This window comes from Oscillospiraceae bacterium, from assembly GCA_022483045.1.
GTDB lineage: Bacteria > Bacillota > Clostridia > Oscillospirales > Acutalibacteraceae > Caproicibacterium.
On record JAKVOA010000001.1, the window covers coordinates 1,162,802 to 1,184,691 of the forward strand.

The following is a 21,890-nucleotide window of genomic DNA, read 5'->3' on the forward strand; positions in this document are numbered from 1 at the left end:
CCCTTAATCGGTATATTTTTCATCGACAATACTCAAGACTTCGTCCAGCTTGGGGAATTCCTCTCTCAGCTGCTGTTCGGTAATAATCAGCGGCGGTGCAAGCGTGATGTTGTTTTCACGCCCCATGGCCGCAAAGCCGCGCTCCAGCAGTGCGCCCTTGATCTTGCCCATAATGCCCTTGCTGTCGTTTCCGTACGGCACCAGCGGCTCTGTTGTTCCTTTGTTTTTGACAAGCTCTAAATCACCAAAAAGCCCAATGTACCGAACATCGCCTACACTCTTATGTTTAGCTTTCTGTTCTTCCAGCAGTTCTCCCAGTACCTTGCTGGTCTTCTGCACATTTTCTTCTATATGCAGCCGGTCATACTCGTGCAGTGTCGCCACGCCAACTGCGCACGCAAGGCTGTGTCCACTGTAAGTTAAGCCGTACTGGAACGTGTGGTGTTCGTAAAAATCAGCAATCTCTTTGCTGATGATAATGCCGCCCAGCGGCACATAGCCGCAGGTAATCCCCTTTGCAAAAGTAATAATATCCGGCTCAATATCCCAATTCATAAAGCCAAACAGCTTGCCGGTGCGGTAAAAACCAGCCATTACTTCATCGCAGATCAGCAGGATATGGTACTTCTTCGTCAATGCTCGCAGTCCCTGCAGGTAGCCCTGCGGCGGAATCAAAATGCCGTTTGCACCGACAACCGACTCAACTTCTACCGCTGCAATTTCGTCTGGCCCTTCATAGACGATTTGTTCTTCCAACAGATTCAGAAAGAACTCCGTTTTTTCTTTGTCGTTGGCAAATTTCAGCTTGGTATGGTACGTGTACGGATTGAAAAATTTCAGGAACCCTGTGGCGGCCGGCTTTTCCAAAGACAGACGCCGCGGGTCGCCAGAGAGGTTGCCAGACCCCAGAGTTGAGCCGTGATAGCTGCGGTACATGGAGAGGATTTTGCTTTTCCCGGTATAGTTTCTGGCCATATTGATTGCCGCTTCATTGGAGTCTGACCCACCGCAGGCAAAAAACACTTTTGCCATATTCTGCGGTGCACGGTCAATCAGCATTTTGGCAAGCTCCGAGCGCGGGCCGCTTGCTCTGGCAGGGGCAATATACGGCAGGATTTCCAGCTGTTTCTGTGCCGCCTGAATCATAGCCTTATTTCCATAGCCAAGGTTAACATTTCCCAGTTGGCTGCACATATCTGTGTAACGCTTTCCGTTGTAATCCCAAAAATAAATGCCGCTGCCTTTTTCCACTGGAAGGGCTGCGCTGCCACCGGAAAGCCACGGATGCTGGTTGTACTTTTGGTCGTATGCAATAACCTGCTGTCTGTCGAGTGCCATAAGAAAATTCCTCTTTCCTACTCAGGATAAGCCTTGTTTTTTTGTGTTTTACGATAAATGGGTATAAAAAAGCCGCCTACAGTTTTACAGGCAGGCAGCATCAGAAAATTTTTTGCAGTTTTTAAAAAATGCAAAAGCAATCTCTTCGCTGTGCTGCCGTACGGCGCATACACTTTTCCTGCATACACACCGGACGACTTATCCCAAGCACATTTGCCTTTCCATTTTTCATCATATCTGCACCTCATTTCTAAAATATGCAATTAGTATAGCACTTATATATTACCAAGTCAATAAGTTTAGTATTATTTAATTCGCTAACTTGCTGCTGCATAAAACAAGCTATGCACCTGCATCTGTACAGCGAAGGGCGGCAAAGCCATTTTTAGTGGCTCTGCCGCCCTTTAAAAACAGGATTTGCAGAAATTTTCGCTAAAACAATTTCCCCTCCGCGTAATCACAGGAAAGCCCGCGGAAAACAGACGACTGACTGCAATCACGCGCGTCTGTGCTCTGCACATACAGGCCAATCAAAACACCCGTAAAACCATCGGCAACTTCTGTAGGAAGATATTTGGTGTGATTCTCTCCAAAAGAATGTTTTTTCCCATTGAGGACTGCACCAAAGGAGTATGTCAGATTTTCTGCGGAAATCTGCAGCGTAATCACAGCAGCAGAAGCAAAAAAGGTCCTTTCCTGCTGTACGAACTGCACATTGCCGATACAGATGCGCTTAAGGATATGGCAACCGCTGCGTGTTTTTTGCACCGCTAAATCATAGTGATGGCTTTCGTCCATATAAAAGGGTAAGGCCTGCCTCTCCCTGCAGCACAAAAACTTCGCAGGAAATTTCCCATTCATGTTTTTCCACACAAACTGACGCATTTGACTTGACGATTCAATAAATTAAACGAAAATTTCATGTTATTTTTTGATGTAAATTTTTGTTATATATTTACATTAGAATAATTGTGTGGTTATATTTGTCCAGGAAACATTCACAAGTATTTCCTAAATATATTTTTTATGGATGCGAATTGTATGAAAAAAAGTAAAAAGGTCTTTTTCGGTACTTGCCGCTGCCGCTGTTATAACAGCGTGTGCAGCAATTCCTGCAAGCGCAGTCCATGCAGGCAGAGATGGATGGACAGGTGTCTCGCTCTCTGGCAACAGGACGCAAAAAGTAGTTGCTGAAGCAAGTGTTATCAAGTGCAATTCAAAATATGCATTAGTTTCATTGGGAGCGAGTAGTGAAGTGTACTTTAACGTAAGAGAAAAGGTAAATGGCCATTGGACTAGCGCATCAACTTATGATAATGCGCAGCCTTGCAAACAACACATCCTTCAATATGCCTATCAATGCGCGCCCGGTATCGTACTGGATTTGTATACCGGTCTCCAATATCCTGATAGTAGAGGTGGGTCTACAAATGGTAATTGTCAGTTCGGAGGAATCTATAATTTCAATGATCAAAATTATTGTTAATTTGGATGATGTTACTATAGCATACTAAAATTTCAGTGAGAAGCATCTGCACAAACAGATACTTCTCTTTTTGTACATAAGGAGAAAATCAATGCTGAAAAATGAACTAAAACGAGATTTCAAAGACATGTTTCACTGTAAGGAATTTTTCTTTGCACTTACACTGTCTTTGGCTATAATTTTTATTCCTTTAATTGTGAATTTAACTACCGTGTACAAAGCAGATATAACAACAATATACCCAGCTTCTGATTATTGGGGGACTGGCGGTATGATACTGAAAAGTCACGGCGATGTTAACCCATTTAATTATGCATTTTGGAATATGCTTTTCATTGGAATTTTGTTTCCCTTTATTTCATCTTTTGCGTATTCCTTTCATTACTTTGATGACAGAAGTCACGGCATTGCAAACATTATTTTACCCAGAACAGGAGAAAAGGCCTATTATACCGCCCAATTGATTACTTCATTTGTAAGTGGCTTTCTTGTTATATTTTTGCCTCTTATCTTAGAACAGCTTGTCTTACTAATTAGCTGTCCTGCAACATCCTCTTTTAATATTTTGAGAAACGGAGTTATCGGTGATAATGTAATGAGTGTAAAATACAATTACACTCAAAATGGATTTTCTATTTTCCAAATGAACCATCCTTATATCAGTAACTTTATTTACAGTCTGGTTCCAGCTCTTGGAGGCGCTTTTATGGCTGCGCTTTCGTTTTGTATCTCATTTTTTGTAAAAAACAGTAAAGGAAGATTTTTGGTATTAACTCTGCCCGGAATCTTGTGGTTAGTCGGCGGATTTGCGAAGGACTATTTCGTAAGGACGGGGAATCAGATGGAAGAAACTATATTCATGATGTATCCTGTAGGAAATATCCTTTATTTTTTAGTATTTGCACTTCTATTAACAATTGTTTGCGTAATTCTTTTAACTGTCCATGGCGTTACACAAAAGGATGAGTCCATATGATAAAAGAATATTACAGCTTAAGATTAAAAGATAAAAAAATGTGGACAGCTATTACAATACCGTTAATTTACACATTAATATTATATCTGTTCCCACAGTTTGTTCCAACTACAACTTCACCAATATGGTTGGATCTTGGCTTCAAAAACATTGGTATTTGTACAAGATTATTTTTTGATGAAAACATACTGGCATTTTTCTTGGTTCCTGTTTACATAATCTTTATTATGTTCAGCCATTCTTATTTTTTAAATGCCTCTGTGATTTACAGAATGGGAAGCATAGAAGGACTGTGTCACAAATGGTTTTTAACTTCTCTCATTGATGCGGTAACTTTTAATATATATATATACGTATTAATGCTTTCCAGAGTCTTTTTCTTTAACTATACTGCAGAGCTTAATAAGTTTTCGCATATTTTGATAACAGCTTTCTTGCTTCAAATAGCAACTTTTTTCATTATTTCTATCATTCTCGATGCACTAATTTTTGCGACTGGAAACAGTGCAATCGGAATCATTTTAATATTAGGAATTATACTTTACGAGTCACATTGCGGTCTGCGTTCAGATGAATACTTTTTAGTATCTCTTCTGACACCTCTTGCTATATCCCCTGCCAGTGTAAACGCAGCATTCCATTACGCCCTTTCTTCTGCCGCAGAAATAGCGGCAGCAATTTTTCTTTTACCTCTTTTGGCTGAAAAGAAAGATTTTTTGGAAAGAAGGCATGACTAAATATGAAAAAAAGAAAACTTATGTCATTTATTGCGCCGTGCTTCATTTGTTTTCTGTTGTTTGTTTTTTTGATCTTTGCTAATCTACATACTTCTGACAAAAATTTGTCCTATTTATTCCTTCGTGTTTTTAAAGGTTCCGATTTAACATTCACCATACTGCCTTTCTTTCTTATTGAAATGGTTCCGAGTATACTTGTCTTATATGTGTTTTCTGGCGTCTTCTTAGCTGACTATGAAACTAACTACGTTTATGTTTTCACTAGAGTAGGCAGCAAACAGAGATGGCTGCTCCAAAAAACGTTGGAATTGTTTTTCAAAATAGTTTTTACTTATTCACTGGCATTCGCAGCTGCATTTATAATTGGAATCTCTTCTGGCCTTTCTGATAAAGCAAACTGTTCTGAAATATATATTAAACTGTTTTTGTTTCAATCATTAACCATGTTTTTTATGATTTTTCTAGAAAACTTTCTATCTCTAAGTCTCGGCAGAGCAACGTCTTTTTTGATTTTTATGATTTTATATTTTTCATGCACCACTTTAACAACACAACTCGCAAACACAAGTACGGTTGGGAACATAATTGCTTCACTGCTGCCGTCCAGCAGCCAAATGTACTTTTGGCACTGTGACAGCCCCCAGATACAGGATATCAGTGACGGGCAAACCATAAATGGCTTTACATCAGGCTTTTCTCTTGTCTGGCTGACTGTCTGTTTTGCAGTTTCCTACCTAGTCTGTTCCATTGTTTTAAAGAAAAAAGATTTAATTGTTCTTGTAAAAGGAGAATCAGAATGAACGCTATTGAAATAAATGACTTAACCAAAGTATTAAAAGAAAGAACGGTGTTGTCTCATATCACGCTAAATCTTGAACAGGGTGGCAGCTACGGTTTTTATGGCCACAACGGTTCCGGAAAATCCATGCTTTTCCGTGCGATTGCTGGATTAATCCATCCGACAGAGGGTACTGTAAAAGTTTTTGGCAAACAACTCGGCACAGACATTTCCTTTCCGGAAAGCATGGGACTCATAATCGAAAACGTTGGGTTTTGGTCTTACTACACCGGTTTCGAAAACTTAAAGGTGCTTGCTTCCATAAAGCATATTGCCACAGAAGATGACATTAAAAATGTAATGAGACAGGTTGCGCTTGACCCGGAAGACACCCGTACATACAAAAAATACTCACTTGGCATGAAACAGAAACTTGCCATTGCTCAGGCTGTCATGGAAAAACCTCAGCTTATCATTTTAGACGAACCGACCAACGCTCTGGACGAAGAAGCGGTTGACGCTGTGCGCAAACTGATCAGACAGGAACAGGAAGAGCGCGGCGCAACGGTTTTGATCGCAAGCCACAACAAAGAGGACTTAAAGCAGATGTGTGACAAGTTCTACAAAATGAATGACGGCAAATTGGAAGAAGGCGACCTGCAGTAATGAAAATAAAACTCTACCTAATTCCTTTGTCCATACTGCTTGTCGCTGTCATTACTGCGGGAATTGTCCGTGTTTCCTACACAGATGTAATCAGCAAGGAATACCAGACTTATCAATTTTCTTCTTCCCTTTATGACAGCATTGAAACGATATTTAAGAAGAATAAAATCAAAGATGAAGAGGATTTAATTAATCAGTCCGACCTGATTATAAAAGGAAAATTCACTGGTGAAAGGAAAATAACCACACACGCTTTTTATTCCACTGTAACAGCAGAGGATGTTTATAAAGGTGACAAAAGTTTTAAAGGACACAACATAATTTATACTGAATCTATTGAAGTTTTCAATAACACTAAATTTTTAAACAGCTTAAGTTTTATGTGCTTGCCACTGCAAAAAGGCCGCGAGTATATCCTTCTGCTTAAAAAGTATCCCTTTAACAAAGCCCGTAAACTTGACGACATTCAAAAAAAGCAGTATTACCTTATAACAAACTCAGCACTTGGCTACTTTCCGCTCAACAACGCAAAACAAACAGAACGAAAATTGCAATAACAAATTGAACACTCAGAAAGAATAAAAGTGTGGGGTCATGGCCGAGCACAAATCAAGTCAAGTTGGGCATCGAACAGTTCTTCTGGTGCGAGGTAACCAAGCCGCTTTCTCGGCAGTGCGTTTATCTCATCTGCAAACATTTGGACAGCTTCATTAAAGTAGTTTTGAATGGACACCCCTTTAGGTATGAAACGCCTCAAGACACGATTTGTACGCTCATTTACTGGCCGCTCCCAAGCGGAATAAGGATGTGCGAAATAGACGGTAGTTCCCAATGCCTCAAATGCAGAAAAAGCTGCGAATTCACTGCCATTATCCGTTGTAATACTGCGGAATATCTCGCCGAATCGTTCCCCAAACTGGTCGTGCAACTGCCTCATAGCATCGGCGATTCCGTTCGTTGTTTTCCCATCTACCCGAAAGGCGAGACAGTAGCCGGTCAATCGCTCCACAATGGTAAACACTACTGGCTCACCTTTCTTTTTTCGTCCAAGCACCGTGTCCGATTCCCAGTGGCCAAAGGTGTTTCGCTGATTCACTTCGGCCGGCCGTTCATCCAGACTTTTGCCGTTCAAACGTTTGGAAATGCGGGGGTTCCCACGCTTTCTCCTTGTCAGAGCCTCAGGAAGATCAAAGGGCGTAAGCACTATTTCGCCTTTCCAAAGAAGGTTATAGAGTGTTTTGGTACAGGAGATTTCATCTGCGGGAAACAAGCCTTTGCTCCTTGCATGGCCTACGCAGGCATCGAACGACCATTTATGCACACGCACCTGCTCCGCTGTCCAGCGAAGGAAGGCCGAGTCTCTTGGTATGCTTCTGGTGCGGCGGCAGTGGCTGCGGTTCGCACAGTATACGGCGGCTCCTCTCTTTGCAGTGTATCCGGGCCTGCGACCGTGACCGCAATAAGGAGGCGTTCCGCGCTGCAGCTCATAACCGACGGTTGATGGGCTGCAATTGATCATCCGGGCGACGGCTCTGTTTGAATATCCTAGCTTTTTTAGTTGTTGGATTGCTCCCCGTTCTTCTGCTCCCAGGTGCTGTCCACGCTTGCGTTCTGCCGAGATTATGATAGAATGACTATATTCCATGGCGTTTGGTCCCTTCTGTCAGAGTTTTGTGTGGTAACTTTATTCTAACAGATGAGTCCATTCACCATGGACCTTTTTATGTGTTCAATTCGATTTTACAATTTACCAAAACAAACAGAATTCTTTAAATTTGAAAATGGACTTTCACAAAAAACAACACTGGAGTCTATGAAAGGACTTGATATTTACGCTTCTTCTAAAGCCCAGCTTGACGATTACTACAACCTAAAAGACAAAGTCTTTTCACTGCTCAAAATTTCGTGAATCTGTACTTTTGCCTCAGCTTTGAAAATCTGGCAAAGCATCAGTTTAATACGGTACAAAAAACTTTTAAAAGCTGACTTTGAACTGCACCCCCCATTTGTTAGACAGTATGATATACTATCTAACAAATGGGGGGACTTTTTTGCCTAAGGGAACACCGAATAAGATAAGCCACACTAAGTTGGGCAAATTCAAAAAGGTGTAAGGAAAGGACAAGGTTTGTTGTGGTCAAGCATTTTAGTAACACCACTGTTTAAAATAATTCAAACCATACCTCACCTCTATCCAGACGATCAGGCCATGATGGTATCAGTCCATCGATTTTTGTTAAAAAACGCCCGATTTAACCTTAAAAGTTAAATCGGACGTTTAAAAAGGCTTATAGTGGTGTCACAATGGTATCATACAAGCAAACAAAACCCCCGGAATCGCATAGAAATGCGGGTTCCGGGGGTTTTGTTTGTTATTCCCACTCGATTGTTGCGGGCGGCTTACTGGTGATATCATAAACGACGCGGTTGATGTGTCCCACTTCATTGACAATACGGTCAGAAGAGCGCTCCAAAACTGGATACGGAATGCGCGCCCAATCAGCGGTCATAAAGTCACTGGTTGTCACGCCGCGCAAAGCAATTGTATAATCATAGGTGCGGCTGTCGCCCATTACGCCAACACTGCGTACATTGGTCAGCACTGCAAAGTATTGACTTATCTTTTTTGAGAGCCCCGCCTTTGCAACCTCTTCGCGGAAGATTGCATCTGCTTCCTGCAGGACCGCAATCTTTTCCGCTGTGACTTCTCCCAAAATACGAATGCCGAGTCCCGGGCCGGGGAACGGCTGACGCCAGACTAAGTTTTCCGGAATGCCAAGCTGTGTGCCAACCTCACGGACCTCATCTTTAAACAGGTCACGCAGTGGCTCAATCAAGCCCTCAAAGCCAATATCCTTGGGCAGACCGCCAACGTTGTGGTGGCTCTTAATGACAGCCGCGTCGCCAGTTCCGCTCTCAACAACATCTGGATAGATCGTGCCCTGGCACAGGAATTCGATTTTCCCGAGTTTGCGCGACTCCGCCTCAAAAGTACGTATGAACCCCTCGCCGATGATTTTGCGCTTCTTTTCCGGGTCGGTCACGCCTTTCAGCTTCTCTAAAAATTGTGGGGCGGCATTTACGCGAATCAAATTCATATCGAACTGCTTGCGAAATACCGTTTCCACCTGGTCGCCTTCATCTTTGCGCAGCATGCCGTGGTCAACAAAAATACAGGTCAGGTTTTTGCCGATTGCCTTATGCACCAGCACCGCCGCAACAGAACTATCTACGCCACCGGAAAGTGCACAGAGAACTTTTTTGCTGCCGACTTTTTTGCGGATTTCAGCAATGGTATCTTCAATAAAGGAAGACATAACCCAGTCGCCCTTACATTTACAGACATTGAACAGAAAATTGTGCAGAATCTGCTGTCCGTACTCGGTATGCTGCACTTCTGGGTGGAACTGAACAGCACACAGCTTCTCTGTGCGGTTTTCCATCGCCGCAACCGGGCAGGTTTTACTGGAAGCTGTCACCTGAAAACCGACCGGCGCCTTGCTGATACGATCGGTATGGCTCATCCAGCAGACAGAAGTTTTCGGCACACCTGCCAAAAGCGGGCTTTCACTGTCCGTGACCTCAAACGGCGTTTTGCCGTATTCGCGTACTTCGCTGCTCTCTACGCTGCCACCTAAGGTATAGGCCATCAGCTGCGCACCATAGCAGATGCCCAACACGGGTACGCCCATTTCAAAGAGCGCTTTCTCGCAGCGCGGGGCATTTTCGCCATACACGGAATTTGGGCCGCCGGTCAGGATAATTCCCTTATATCCCCTCTTTGCAAGCTCCGCTGCGGGCGTTTTATAGCTTTTGATTTCGCAGTAGACTTTGCACTCGCGCACACGGCGGGCAATGAGCTGGCAGTACTGGCCGCCAAAGTCCAGCACCAGCACGGCTTCATTCTTTACCATCAACATAACCTGCTTTCTTTATTAAAATAAAAGGGCGTCAACACCCGGGTTGCGTGTGCTGACGCTCTGTATCATACAGTTCAGCGATAAATAATATCGTCACGGCTCGGACCGTTCGAGATAATCTTAAAGGGCACGCCGACCGCTTTTTCTGCAAATTCGATATATTTGCGGCAGTTTTCCGGTAAATCTTCATACTTCTTAATGCCGCGGATATCGCACTTCCAACCGGGCAGCTTCTCGTAAATTGGCTTGCAGCGCTTGAGCTGTGGGGTAGGCGGGAAATAATCAATACGCTTGCCGTCCAGTTCATAGGCAACACATACCGGAATTTCGTCCAGATAACCCAGCACATCCAAAACCGTAAAGGCAACCTGAGTGGCACCCTGTGCCTGACAGCCATAGCGGCTCGCAACCAAGTCAAGCCAGCCCATGCGGCGCGGACGTCCGGTTGTTGCGCCAAACTCTCCGCCATCGCCGCCGCGGTGACGCAACTCATCTGCTTCTTTACCGAAGATTTCACTGACAAACTCACCTGCGCCGACAGCACTGGAGTATGCCTTGACAACCGTAATAATCTCTTTAATCTCATACGGCGGCAGACCTGCACCGACAGCACCATAGCCCGCCAAAGTTGAGCTGGAGGTGACCATTGGGTAAATACCCCAATCCGGGTCTTTCAGAGAACCCAGCTGGCCCTCAAGCAAAATTGTCTTGCCCTGTTTCAATGCATCGTGCAGCAATGTAAAGGTATTTGTAACATATGGTTTCAGCATTTCTTTATACTGCATCAGTTGATTATACACATCGTCCGCTTTCAGTTCCGGCTGATGATACAGCTCGCGGAAAAGAACGTTTTTGATGGAAAGCACATGGTCAATTCTTTCACGGATACTGGCCTCGTCATCAAAAAGTTCAGCAATCTGAAAACCAATTTTTGCATATTTGTCAGCGTAAAAAGGCGCAATGCCGCTTTTGGTGGAGCCAAAAGATTTGCCTGCAAGGCGTGCCTCTTCAAAGGTATCCTGCTGAATATGGTACGGCATAACGACTTGCGCACGGTCAGACACGACCACATGCGGCTTTGGCACACCGCGGGACTCTAGTGTAGCGATTTCTTCGACCAGCTTTTCAGGGCTGAGTGCCACGCCGTTGCCAATTACATTGGTCACGTGGTCATAAAAGACACCTGAGGGCAGCTGATGCAGAGCAAATTTACCGTATTGGTTCACAATCGTATGGCCTGCGTTGCAGCCACCCTGAAAACGAACAACGAAATCCGCTTTCTCTGCTTCAACATCGGTAATTTTCCCTTTGCCTTCGTCGCCCCAGTTTGCGCCTACAATAGCTTTGATCATATCGATAATTCCCCATCTAACACCGCGCCGCTACGGGAAAGTCCGTGAAAGCGGCGGCCAAGGTCCCCCCGTGCCGCCAAATGCTGTCTTACGGCTGGATTTAGGCAGCATTCTAAAGAAAAGAAGGACAAAAACATCTTAACACATAAAAGCCGGAAAGTAAATGACAAGAGCCCTTTAAACCGTAATGGCAACAGCATCTTCCGGTACATCTTCGTACTGTGCCAGCACAGGCGCCACAGTTTCTTGGAGAAATTCCTCCGTCTGCTGCGGGGCACATCCCACGTATTTTTCGGGTTTCACCACTTCGTTCAGTTCCTCTAAAGTGACACCGAAAATGGGGTCACCGGCAATGCGCTGCAGCAGGTCATTTTTGCCGCCCTCTTCTTTGACGACTTTGCTTGCCGCCATAGAGTGCTGGCGTATATGCTCATGCAGCTGCTGGCGGTCACCGCCGCGCTTGACAGCATCCATCATAATGTTTTCGGTTGCCATAAATGGCAGCTCATTGAGCAAGTGCTGCATAATGACCTTCGGGTACACAACTAAACCGTCTGCGACATTGCGGTACAGGTTCAGAATACCGTCTACTGCAAGGAAAGCCTCCGGTACAGAAATGCGCTTATTTGCGGAATCGTCCAGGGTGCGCTCAAACCACTGCGTTGAGGCAGTCATGGCAGGGTTGAGTGCATCAGCGATGACATAGCGCGAAAGGGACGCAATGCGCTCGCTGCGCATGGGGTTGCGCTTATAAGCCATGGCAGAAGAGCCAATCTGCTTTTTCTCAAACGGCTCCTCTACCTCTTTCATGTGCTGCAGCAGGCGGATATCATTGCTGAATTTTGCCGCGCTCTGCGCAATGCCGGAAAGAACATTGAGCACCTGGCTGTCCAGTTTGCGGGAATAGGTCTGGCCGGAAACCGGGAAAACATCTGCGTAGCCCATTTTTTCTGCAATCTTTTTATCCAGTGCTTTTACTTTTTCACGGCTGCCGTCAAACAGCTCTAAAAAGCTTGCCTGGGTGCCAGTAGTTCCCTTGCTGCCCAAAAGTTTTGCCTTGCTCAGCTGATAGCGCACGTCCTCTAAATCCATCAGCAGATCCTGCATCCACAGGGTAGCACGCTTACCTACTGTAGTTGGCTGCGCCGGCTGATAGTGGGTAAAGGCCAAAGTTGGCTGGTCTTTTTCTTTTTCGGCAAATTTTGCAAGTACGCGCAACACGCTGACGAGCTTTTGCTCGACTAAGCGCAGTGCCTCGGTCATGATGATGATATCGGTGTTGTCGCCCACATAGCAGGAAGTCGCGCCCAGGTGGATAATAGGCTCGGCCTTGGGACACTGCACGCCAAAGGCGTAGACATGGCTCATAACGTCATGGCGCACTTCTTTTTCGCGCGCCTCGGCGACATCATAGTTGATATCGTCCTGGTGGGCTTTCATTTCGTCTATCTGCTCCTGTGTAATCGCCAGACCCAGTTCTTTTTCCGACTCGGCCAGGGCAATCCACAGACGGCGCCAGGTACGAAACTTTTTATCCGGCGAAAACAGGTATTTCATTTCTTTGTCGGCATACCGCGCAGAAAGCGGCGATTCATACGTATCTTTCAAGTACAGGATTCCTCCTTAGTCCTTTACCCGCTGAATGGGCTTGGAATAGTAATCAAACTGCTTGTCCGCAACAGAAACTTTGGGCGTAGGCGCCGGGTAATTGCCGGTAAAGCAGGCGTCACAAAAACCGTCTTTTACCCCCAGCATAGGCGCCAGATTTTCTACATGCAGATAATCAATGCTGTCTGCCATACTCATTTTCCCAATTTCCTCTACCGTATGGTGGCAGGCAATCAGGCAGTCTTTGTCGGGAATATCGGTGCCATAATAGCAGGGCCACAAAAACGGCGGTGAGCTGATACGCAGATGCACTTCTTTTGCGCCTGCGGCGCGCAGCATGCTCACCATATGCGCACAAGTCGTGCCGCGCACGATCGAGTCATCCAGCAAAACTACGCGCTTGCCGCGAAAGGCGTTTGGAATCAAGTTGAGCTTTAGGCGAACACTCTTTTCGCGCTCCCCCTGCGTCGGTTTGATGAACGTACGGCCGATATATGAATTCTTTACAATGCCTTTCTGGTACGGAATGCCGCTGGCCTCAGAGTAACCAATGGCAGCGTCTATGCCAGACTCTGGCACGCCGACCACCATGTCTGCCTCGACCGGCTTTTGTTCCCACAAAAGCTTACCGGCACGCTTGCGCGCCTCGTAGACATTGATGCCATCTATGACACTGTCGGGCCGCGCAAAATAGATATACTCGAAAACGCACAGCGACTTGCGCTGCTCCGTCGGTTTCTGTACAACGTGCAGGCCGTCAAAGTCGGCCATCACGATTTCGCCCGGCTCCACGTCACGCACAAATGTGGCACCGCAGGCGTCCAGTGCACAGGTCTCGGAAGCAAAGACATAGGTCTTTCCGCCGATGCGGCCAATGACCAGCGGGCGGAACCCGTTGGGGTCACGCGCGGCAACCAGTTTTTGCGGACTCATAATGACCAGCGAATAGGAACCCTGTATGTGCGGCAGCGCGCGGCGCACAGCTTCTTCAATAGAAGGCGCCGAAACACGCTGCTGCGCAATGATGTAGGCGATTGCCTCTGAATCGATCGTTGTCTGAAAAATGCAGCCTTTCTGTACCAGATCTTCATGCAGCTCATAGGCGTTGGTCAGGTTGCCGTTGTGGGCAATGGCCAGCGTACCTTTTACATAGCGCATGACCAGCGGCTGCGTGTTTTCGCGCACACTGCCGCCGGCGGTCGAGTAACGGACATGGGCACAGGCCATTTGGCCGGGCAGGCTGTCAAGCACCTGCTTGTCAAACACCTCACTTACAAGGCCCATGCTTTTGGAATAAGACATAACCCCGCGGTCATTTACAACAATGCCGCAGCTTTCCTGCCCGCGGTGCTGCTGCGCCAGCAGGGCATTATAGGACGCATAGGCCACATTGACCGAAGCGTCCGGACTGCAGATGCCGAAAACGCCGCATTCCTCGTGCGGTTTCTGTTCGTATGCAAATTCACTGAGCAAACAGTTTCAACCTCCTCGTTGAGTCAGCCGAACAGGTGGCTTTTTTTACAGGCCAATGCGCTTCATGACCTCAGCATAGGCTTCTTCTACACCGCCCAGGTCGCGACGGAAACGGTCTTTGTCCAGTTTTTCGTGGGTCTTTACATCCCAGAAGCGGCAGGTATCCGGGCTGATTTCGTCCGCCAGCAGGATCTGACCCTTGTAGCGGCCGAACTCCAGCTTAAAGTCGATCAGGTCGATTCCTACGCCTAGGAAGAATTTCTTCATCAGCTCATTGATGCGCAGAGCCATTTCTTTAATGGTCTTTACTTCTTCTTCTGTAGCCCAGCCCATTGCCAAGACATGAGAATCATTGACCATCGGGTCATCCAGCGGATCAGACTTATAGCAGAACTCCAGCACCGGGCACTTCAGCGCGGTGCCCTCGGGTACACCCAGGCGCTTGGAGAAAGAGCCGGCGGCGACGTTGCGGATAATGACCTCCAGCGGAACGATCTGCACCTTTTTCACCAGGGTGTCGCGGTCGCTGAGCTCCTTGACATAGTGGGTCGGAATGCCGTCTTTTTCCAGCATTTTGAACATGTAGTTGCTCATCTTGTTGTTGACAACGCCCTTGCCGGTAATAGTGCCCTTCTTTTTGCCGTTAAAGGCGGTCGCGTCATCTTTATACGAGACGATGCAGTAATCCGGGTCGTCGGTAGCAAACACTTTTTTGGCTTTTCCTTCGTACAGCTGTTCTGTCTTTTCCATGAAAAATACCTCCGTTGCGGTTTCTGTATGAGTTATAAGTTTCTATCTATGATAAAAGTGTTGTAAGCAAATAAAATCAGACCAGGTTGAGAAAGGTGTTGACCCGCGTAATATCCACAACGCTCAGCTGGGTAGTCTTTACCTGGCGCGCGCAGGTCAAAAATGCGTTTGCTGTATCCAGAGAGGTCAGGCAGGTGACGCCGCACTCGACCGCTGCACGCCGGATTGCAAAGCCGTCGCGACTGTGCTGAGCGATTGAAGTCGGTGTATTGATAATCAAATCAATTCTGCCGGAAGTGACCAGTGAAAGGGTATCGCGCTCGCCCGCGCCGATTTTGCAGACACGGATAGTGGGAATGTCGTGGTCATTGAGATACTCGGAAGTGCCCGCTGTGGCGTAAATTGTCCACCCTAAATCGTACAGGCCCTTGGCAATCGGCAAGACCTCCGGCTTATCGCTGTTTTTCACGGTAATGACCACACGGCCGTGCTGAATCATGTGCACACCCGCGCCGTAAAACGCCTTAATAAGGGCCTCATCAAAGGTGTGCGCAATGCCCAAGACCTCGCCGGTTGACTTCATCTCCGGCCCAAGGTTGATTTCGGCACCGCGGATTTTCTCAAATGAGAAAACAGGCATCTTTACAGCAACATAGTCATGCGGGCGCTGCAGGCCATAGTGGTAGCCCATCTGCGGCAGAGTCTTGCCAAAGAACGTGTTGACCGCCAGTGGCACAATCGGAATGCCTGTGACCTTGCTGATATACGGCACCGTGCGGGAAGAACGCGGGTTGGCCTCAATGATATAGACCTTTTCATCTTTTACAATAAACTGAATGTTGAGCAGGCCCTTGACATGCAGCGCCATGGCCAGCTGGCGGGTATAGGAAACGATTGTCTCCTGCACTTCTTCACTCAGGTTAATCGGCGGATACACCGAAATGCTGTCGCCAGAGTGAATGCCCGCACGCTCTACGTGCTGCATAATGCCGGGAATAACCGAATCGATACCGTCACAGACCGCGTCGACCTCTACTTCAGTACCCATGATATACTTATCAACCAAAATGGGGTGCTTCTGCGCAATGCGGTTGATAATACCGATTTGGTTGACAATATCCTGGTCCGTGTAGGCAATCTGCATTCCCTGCCCGCCAAGCACATAAGAGGGGCGCACCAAAACCGGGTAGCCCAGCTCATGTGCAGCAGCAATGGCCTCATCACAGGTAAACACTGTGCGGCCGGCTGCACGCGGAATAGAACAGGCATTTAAAATCTCGTCAAAGCGCTCGCGGTCCTCTGCCAAGTCGATACTGTCACTGGAAGTACCTAGTACCGGAACCCCCATTTTTTCAATCGAAGCTGCAAGCTTGATGGCTGTCTGGCCGCCAAACTGGCACACAGCGCCGTCCGGTTTTTCCAGTTCAATAATATGCAGCACATCCTCAGGAGTCAAGGGCTCAAAGTACAGCTTGTCTGCAATATCGAAATCAGTGGAAACGGTCTCGGGGTTGTTGTTTACGATAATGGTTTCGTAGCCAAGGTCCCGCAGCGCCCAGACACTGTGCACCGAACAGAAATCGAACTCAATGCCCTGGCCAATGCGAATCGGACCGGAACCGATAACTATGATTTTTTTGCGGTCAGACCTCGGACTGGACTCATTTTGTGTACCATAGCAGGAATAGTAATAAGGGGTTTCGGCCTCAAACTCTGCCGCGCAGGTATCGACCATTTTATACACCGGGTGAATGTTCCAGTCATCCTCCTGCTGGCGCAGCTCTTCGACTGATTCACCGTTTAACTCGCCGATGGTGCTGTCAAGGAAACCAAAGTTTTTGGCGTGCAGCAGCAAGTCACGGGTAAGCGGCTGTGTCTGCAGCGCTTTTTCGGTCTCGACAATGGCCTGCAGCTTGCCGATAAACCACAAATCAATTTTGGTAATATCGTGAATCTGCTGGGCCGGCACACCGCGGCGCAGGGCCTCTGCACACATCCAAAGGCGGCGGTCGTCAATGTTGTGCAGACGCTTTACAATTTCCTCATCGGGCAGATCTGCAAGGGACGGGTCACGCAGGCTGTAAAGATTCTGCTCCAGACAGCGGACAGCCTTCATCAGCGCCATCTCAAAGTTTGGCGCAATGCCCATGACCTCGCCGGTGGCCTGCATCTGTGTGCCAAGGGTGTGGCGCGCACCGATAAATTTATCAAACGGCCACTTCGGTATTTTTACTACGCAGTAGTCAAGGGTCGGCTCAAAGCAGGCATAGGTTTTCTTTGTAATGGCATTTTTAATTTCGTCCAGCGTATAGCCAAGGGCAATTTTACTGGCAACTTTTGCAATCGGGTAACCGGTAGCTTTACTTGCTAATGCGGAAGAGCGGCTGACACGCGGATTTACCTCAATGACGCTGTACTCAAAGCTGTCCGGATTCAGCGCAAACTGTACATTGCAGCCGCCCTCTACCCCCAGCTCCGTAATGATATCCAGTGCGGCGGTGCGCAGCATTTGTGTTTCTTTATCGGCAAGGGTCTGGCACGGTGCAACAACAATGGAGTCGCCGGTATGCACACCGACCGGGTCCAGGTTTTCCATATTACACACGGTAATGCAGTTGCCGTTGTGGTCACGCATAACTTCGTACTCAATTTCTTTCCAGCCGGCTATGCTGCGCTCGATAAGCACCTGGTTAACACGGCTGCGCTGCAGGCCGAGTGTCGCAATTTCTTCCAGTTCCTCTTTGTCGGCAGCAATACCGCCGCCGCTGCCACCCAGGGTGTAGGCCGGACGCACAACCACCGGATAGCCGATTTTATCGGCTATTTTAAAGCAGGTCTCCAGGTCTTCGGCCACGGCGCTGTCAGCACAGGGCTGATGAATGCGCTCCATTGCCTCTTTAAACAGCTCGCGGTCCTCAGCCATACGGATTGTGTCAGCGCTGGTGCCAATCATCTCGACATGGTGCTCTTTTAAGAACCCGGATTCCTCCAGCTCGACCGCCAGGTTCAGGGCATTCTGTCCGCCAAGGGTGGGCAGAATGCTGTCCGGTTTTTCTTTGATAATCACCTTTTTTACGGTATCGGTGGTCAGCGGCTCAATATACACTTTATCGGCAATCTGCTTGTCCGTCATAATTGTGGCAGGGTTTGAGTTGATTAAAACGACCTCAACGCCCTCTTCGCGCAGCGCACGGCAGGCCTGTGTGCCTGCATAGTCAAACTCAGCCGCCTGGCCGATGACAATCGGACCGGAACCGATAATAATTACTTTTTTAATTTCAGGGCGCTTACTCAAAGCTTCTCACCTCCAAGTACTTTCATGAAGCGGTCAAACAGAAAGGCTGTGTCACGCGGGCCGCCGCAGGCTTCTGGATGAAACTGCACAGAGAAGCACCGGCCGCTCTTGTAGCGAATACCCTCAATGCTGCCGTCGTTCATGCTGATAAAGCTTGCAGCGGCGACTGCGGGGTCAATGGTCTTTTCATCCACCACATAGCCATGGTTTTGGGAAGTGATATACACACGGTTTGTCGAAAGGTCTTTCACCGGGTGGTTAATACCGCGGTGGCCGTACTTCAGTTTATAGGTATCGAAACCCTGTGCCAATGCCATCAGCTGGTGCCCCAGGCAGATAGCAAAGGTCGGGATTTCTGACTTGTATACTTTTTTAAGTTCCTCGATTCCTTTTCCGCAGGCTTTCGGGTCACCGGGTCCGTTGCTCAGCATCATGCCGTCCGGCTTCCACTCCATAACTTCTTCAAAGGCGGCGTCCCACGGGAAGCACTTCACAGTACATCCGCGTGCCACTAGAGAGCGGATAATATTGCTCTTTACGCCGTAATCCATCAGGGCCACTTTTACAGCGCCATCACCGTACACATTGCCCCCGCGCACACTGACCTGCGGCACACAGGACTCCAGCTGATAATTCTGGATTTTCCGCTTCATAGCCGCCTGGTCAATCTGCTCAAGGCTGTCTGCATAGGCAATCATGCCGCGCATCGTGCCGCTTTCGCGCAGGATACGGGTCAGTGCACGGGTGTCTATCCCCTCAAGGCCCGGCACATGGTGCGTTTTAAGGTACGAATTCAGATCTACATCACAGCGAAAATTGCTTGCTATATTGGAAACGGAACGCACAATATAGGCGCGCAGCCACGGTTTGGAAGACTCAGCGTCTTCATAGCAAATGCCGTAGTTGCCGATCATTGGGTATGTCATAACAACACCCTGCCCAGCATACGAGGGGTCTGTTAAAAGCTCCGGATAGCCGCACATGGCGCTGTTGAACACAACCTCGCACAAAACATCGTGTTCGTCGCCAAACCCGGTTCCGGCAAAGGTCGCCCCGTTTTCCAGCATCAGCAATCCTTTCATGTAATCACCAGCCATTTCTATAAATTCAGCTCTGCTTTTCATTTATGCAGAAGATTTTGTCAGTTTTTTGTCTGCGGACAGAACGATTCCCCCAGTCACAAGAGACATGGCGTCTGGCGGTCTGAGGGATTCATTCTATTATGTGAACTGCTCTGCAATGCGCTGAACAGCTTTTTCTGTATTTTCTTTTGTATTAAATGAAGTAAGGCGGAAATAACCCTCGCCGTGTACACCAAAGCCAGAGCCAGGGGTGCCTACAACTGCACAGCGCTTGAGCAGCTCATCAAAAAACTGCCAGCTGGTCATGCCGGCGGGCACTTTCATCCAGACATACGGGGAATCTACACCGCCGTAAACGGTAAAACCGGCCTTTTTGAGGCCCTGCAGAATAATACGGGCATTCTGCTGATAGTAGGCGATATTTGCGCGCACCTGCTTTTGTCCCTCTTCTGAGTAGACTGCCTCTGCAGCGCGCTGTACGGGATAAGAAACGCCGTTCATTTTGGTAGACTGGCGGCGTCCCCAAAGCTGGTTAAGCGATGTTTCGCCAATTTTCAGTTCTTTAGGGATAACGGTAAATGCACAGCGTGTACCGGTAAAGCCCGCTGTCTTGGAAAAGCTGCGGAACTCAATGGCACAGGTTTTTGCGCCGCTGCACTCGTAAATGCTGTGTGGCACACCTGGGGTAACGATAAACGCTTCGTAAGCCGCATCATACAGAATAACTGAACCGTGCTCGTTGGCGTAATCGACCCACGCCTGCAGACAGTCTTTTTGTATACTGACCCCTGAGGGGTTATTGGGGAAACACAAATAGATAAGGTCAGGCACCGTTTCAGGGAATGACGGCAGAAAGTCGTTTTCCTCTAAACAGGGCATATATACAATTTTGCTCCAGCCCTTGCCCTCGGTATATTCGCCGGCACGGCCCGCCATAACGTTGGAGTCTACATAAACCGGATAAACCGGGTCGCAGACAGCGACAATATTGTCCAAGCCAAAAATATCGCCGATGGAGCTGGTGTCGCTTTTTGCACCGTCACTGACAAAGATTTCGTCCGCATCAATGCCAAGGCCGCGGTAGTCATGGTCAGCGATTGCTTCCCGCAAAAAGGAATAGCCTGCCTCTGGGCCATAGCCGCGGAAAGTCTCTTCCCTGCCCATTTCATCGGTCGCCTTTTTCATGGCCTCGACCACTGGCTTTACCAGCGGGCGGGTCACATCACCAATGCCAAGACGCAGAATTTCTTTTTCGGGATGTGCTTTCTGGTAGGCGTCCACTTTCTTCGCAATATCAACAAACAGGTAATTTGCGGGCAATTTTGCAAAGTTTTCGTTTACTTTTACCATCTGTTTTTTGTGCTCCCTTCCGCAAATAGACAAAGAGGAATTTTTCTTATACCTCTATCGTACCATCAAAGACAAATGCCGCCGGACCCTGCATGAAAACACGGCCGGTCTTTTCGTCCCATGTGACGTGCAGGTCGCCACCGCGCAAATGCAGCAGCACGCTGCGGCCAGTTTTTCCATTCAGCGCACACGCCACCGCAGACGCACACGCGCCCGTGCCGCAGGCAAGCGTTTCACCGGAGCCGCGCTCCCATACGCGCATCTTCACTTCTGTATTGCTGCGTACCTCAATAAATTCCGTATTGACACGCTGCGGAAAAATTTCCGCGTGCTCAAACGCAGGCCCGATTTTGGGCAGGTCCAGCACATCGACATCCGGCACAAACACAACGCAGTGCGGGTTGCCCATGGAAACACAGGTAATGCGCTCTTCTCTACCGCCCACAGTATAAGGAACGTCGATTGCGCGCGTGCCTGGCAGTTTCACAGGGATCTCTGCAGGCACTAAAATTGGTTCGCCCATATCGACCCGCACCGACTGCACCTGGTCATTCTCTACCTGCAAGTACAGCGTTTTGACCCCGCTTTGTGTATCAACCCGCAAGGGGTTCTTACGGCAAATGCCACGGTCATAGACATACTTGCCAACACAGCGCACGCCGTTGCCGCACATCATTGCACGGGAGCCGTCTGCATTGTAAATATCCATTTCACAGTCGGCTCTCTCGCTCGGCTTGATAAGGATAATACCGTCAGAGCCAATACCAAAATGGCGATCACTCAGGCGAATGCTCAGTGCGGACGGGTCCTTTACGGTTTCTTGAAAGCAGTTGATATAGATATAATCGTTGCCGATTCCCTGCATTTTTGTAAACTTCATAAAGTTGCCTCCAGCTGTAAAAACAAAGAATGCGGCAAGGCTGCCAGTAGAACGCTGCACCTCCTTGCCGCAAAATATTCGTATTGCCGTCTTTTTTGACCGCTTTCATTATTTTATTCTATTTTGCGGGTGCTGTCAATCACTTTTGCATGGAAAGTTCCCGCACTGCCCATTTCCCCCCGCGGCAGCGCAGCAAAAG

At 47.8% G+C, this 21,890-nt stretch carries 17 protein-coding genes; 5 read left to right on the forward strand and 12 right to left on the reverse strand.

Translation table 11 applies throughout. The features are described 5' to 3' along the window. Nucleotides 1–3 precede the first annotated feature (3 nt). Together LKE53_05605 and LKE53_05610 are read right to left on the reverse strand one after the other, a co-directional pair. Complete coding sequence (locus LKE53_05605) at nt 4–1,338, reverse strand: aminotransferase class III-fold pyridoxal phosphate-dependent enzyme (GenBank protein ID MCH3972227.1); 1,335 nt, start codon at nt 1,336–1,338, stop codon at nt 4–6. Between the two features lie 432 nt (nt 1,339–1,770). Further along, nucleotides 1,771–2,136, reverse strand: coding sequence for a hypothetical protein (locus LKE53_05610; protein ID MCH3972228.1), 366 nt, complete (start codon nt 2,134–2,136; stop codon nt 1,771–1,773). A 779-nt stretch (nt 2,137–2,915) separates the two neighbouring features. Between LKE53_05610 and LKE53_05615 the strand changes: the two genes are divergently transcribed. The 5 genes from LKE53_05615 to LKE53_05635 are packed head-to-tail and all read left to right on the forward strand — an operon-like array spanning nt 2,916 to nt 6,538. Further along, entirely contained in the window at nt 2,916–3,800 is an 885-nt protein-coding gene (locus tag LKE53_05615) for a hypothetical protein (GenBank protein MCH3972229.1), read from the forward strand. Further along, complete coding sequence (locus tag LKE53_05620) at nt 3,797–4,537, forward strand: hypothetical protein (protein MCH3972230.1); 741 nt, start codon at nt 3,797–3,799, stop codon at nt 4,535–4,537. Before LKE53_05615 ends, LKE53_05620 begins: the two co-directional genes overlap by 4 nt. Before the next feature lie 2 nt (nt 4,538–4,539). Then, nucleotides 4,540–5,337 carry a hypothetical protein gene (locus LKE53_05625; GenBank protein MCH3972231.1) on the forward strand — a complete coding sequence of 266 codons (798 nt, stop codon included), beginning with the start codon at nt 4,540–4,542 and terminating at the stop codon, nt 5,335–5,337. Then, complete coding sequence (locus LKE53_05630) at nt 5,334–5,981, forward strand: ABC transporter ATP-binding protein (protein MCH3972232.1); 648 nt, start codon at nt 5,334–5,336, stop codon at nt 5,979–5,981. Before LKE53_05625 ends, LKE53_05630 begins: the two co-directional genes overlap by 4 nt. Then, nucleotides 5,981–6,538, forward strand: a complete 558-nt coding sequence (locus LKE53_05635; protein MCH3972233.1) for a hypothetical protein — start codon at nt 5,981–5,983, stop codon at nt 6,536–6,538. The genes LKE53_05630 and LKE53_05635 overlap by 1 nt, the downstream gene beginning before the upstream one ends. A gap of 35 nt (nt 6,539–6,573) precedes the next feature. On the opposite strand, the gene LKE53_05640 is transcribed toward LKE53_05635, so the two are convergent. The 10 genes from LKE53_05640 to dapF all read right to left on the reverse strand — a co-directional run bounded on the left by LKE53_05640 (nt 6,574) and on the right by dapF (nt 21,691). Continuing rightward, nucleotides 6,574–7,626, reverse strand: coding sequence for an IS30 family transposase (locus LKE53_05640; protein MCH3972234.1), 1,053 nt, complete (start codon nt 7,624–7,626; stop codon nt 6,574–6,576). Between the two features lie 727 nt (nt 7,627–8,353). Beyond that, on the reverse strand, nt 8,354–9,901 hold the full coding sequence (gene guaA, locus LKE53_05645) for a glutamine-hydrolyzing GMP synthase (GenBank protein ID MCH3972235.1): 1,548 nt from the start codon (nt 9,899–9,901) through the stop codon (nt 8,354–8,356). Between the two features lie 74 nt (nt 9,902–9,975). Next, entirely contained in the window at nt 9,976–11,253 is a 1,278-nt protein-coding gene (locus LKE53_05650) for an adenylosuccinate synthase (GenBank protein ID MCH3972236.1), read from the reverse strand. A gap of 177 nt (nt 11,254–11,430) precedes the next feature. Further along, nucleotides 11,431–12,861 carry an adenylosuccinate lyase gene (purB, locus tag LKE53_05655; GenBank protein MCH3972237.1) on the reverse strand — a complete coding sequence of 477 codons (1,431 nt, stop codon included), beginning with the start codon at nt 12,859–12,861 and terminating at the stop codon, nt 11,431–11,433. Between the two features lie 15 nt (nt 12,862–12,876). Continuing rightward, nucleotides 12,877–14,334, reverse strand: a complete 1,458-nt coding sequence (gene purF / locus LKE53_05660; protein ID MCH3972238.1) for an amidophosphoribosyltransferase — start codon at nt 14,332–14,334, stop codon at nt 12,877–12,879. Between the two features lie 45 nt (nt 14,335–14,379). Next, the gene (locus LKE53_05665) at nt 14,380–15,084 is read right to left on the reverse strand and encodes a phosphoribosylaminoimidazolesuccinocarboxamide synthase (GenBank protein MCH3972239.1); all 705 of its coding nucleotides are present in this window, start codon (nt 15,082–15,084) and stop codon (nt 14,380–14,382) included. Nucleotides 15,085–15,160: 76 nt separating this feature from the next. Continuing rightward, nucleotides 15,161–18,379: a carbamoyl-phosphate synthase large subunit gene (gene carB, locus LKE53_05670; protein MCH3972240.1), complete on the reverse strand. Its 3,219-nt coding sequence runs from the start codon at nt 18,377–18,379 to the stop codon at nt 15,161–15,163. After that, nucleotides 18,376–19,461, reverse strand: a complete 1,086-nt coding sequence (locus LKE53_05675) for a carbamoyl phosphate synthase small subunit (protein MCH3972241.1) — start codon at nt 19,459–19,461, stop codon at nt 18,376–18,378. Before LKE53_05675 ends, carB begins: the two co-directional genes overlap by 4 nt. A 138-nt stretch (nt 19,462–19,599) precedes the next feature. Next, entirely contained in the window at nt 19,600–20,811 is a 1,212-nt protein-coding gene (locus LKE53_05680) for an LL-diaminopimelate aminotransferase (GenBank protein MCH3972242.1), read from the reverse strand. Between the two features lie 46 nt (nt 20,812–20,857). Continuing rightward, entirely contained in the window at nt 20,858–21,691 is an 834-nt protein-coding gene (gene dapF, locus LKE53_05685) for a diaminopimelate epimerase (protein MCH3972243.1), read from the reverse strand. Between the last annotated feature and the right edge of the window lie 199 nt (nt 21,692–21,890).

Bases quoted from the DNA above. Each gene is read 5' to 3' on its own strand.
- LKE53_05605 (MCH3972227.1), bottom strand. From the start codon at position 1,338: ATGGCACTCGACAGACAGCAGGTTATTGCATACGACCAAAAGTACAAC.
- LKE53_05610 (MCH3972228.1), bottom strand. From the start codon at position 2,136: ATGGACGAAAGCCATCACTATGATTTAGCGGTGCAAAAAACACGCAGC.
- LKE53_05615 (MCH3972229.1), top strand. From the start codon at position 2,916: ATGCTGAAAAATGAACTAAAACGAGATTTCAAAGACATGTTTCACTGT.
- LKE53_05620 (MCH3972230.1), top strand. From the start codon at position 3,797: ATGATAAAAGAATATTACAGCTTAAGATTAAAAGATAAAAAAATGTGG.
- LKE53_05625 (MCH3972231.1), top strand. From the start codon at position 4,540: ATGAAAAAAAGAAAACTTATGTCATTTATTGCGCCGTGCTTCATTTGT.
- LKE53_05630 (MCH3972232.1), top strand. From the start codon at position 5,334: ATGAACGCTATTGAAATAAATGACTTAACCAAAGTATTAAAAGAAAGA.
- LKE53_05635 (MCH3972233.1), top strand. From the start codon at position 5,981: ATGAAAATAAAACTCTACCTAATTCCTTTGTCCATACTGCTTGTCGCT.
- LKE53_05640 (MCH3972234.1), bottom strand. From the start codon at position 7,626: ATGGAATATAGTCATTCTATCATAATCTCGGCAGAACGCAAGCGTGGA.
- guaA (MCH3972235.1), bottom strand. From the start codon at position 9,901: ATGTTGATGGTAAAGAATGAAGCCGTGCTGGTGCTGGACTTTGGCGGC.
- LKE53_05650 (MCH3972236.1), bottom strand. From the start codon at position 11,253: ATGATCAAAGCTATTGTAGGCGCAAACTGGGGCGACGAAGGCAAAGGG.
- LKE53_05665 (MCH3972239.1), bottom strand. From the start codon at position 15,084: ATGGAAAAGACAGAACAGCTGTACGAAGGAAAAGCCAAAAAAGTGTTT.
- LKE53_05675 (MCH3972241.1), bottom strand. From the start codon at position 19,461: ATGAAAGGATTGCTGATGCTGGAAAACGGGGCGACCTTTGCCGGAACC.
- LKE53_05680 (MCH3972242.1), bottom strand. From the start codon at position 20,811: ATGGTAAAAGTAAACGAAAACTTTGCAAAATTGCCCGCAAATTACCTG.
- dapF (MCH3972243.1), bottom strand. From the start codon at position 21,691: ATGAAGTTTACAAAAATGCAGGGAATCGGCAACGATTATATCTATATC.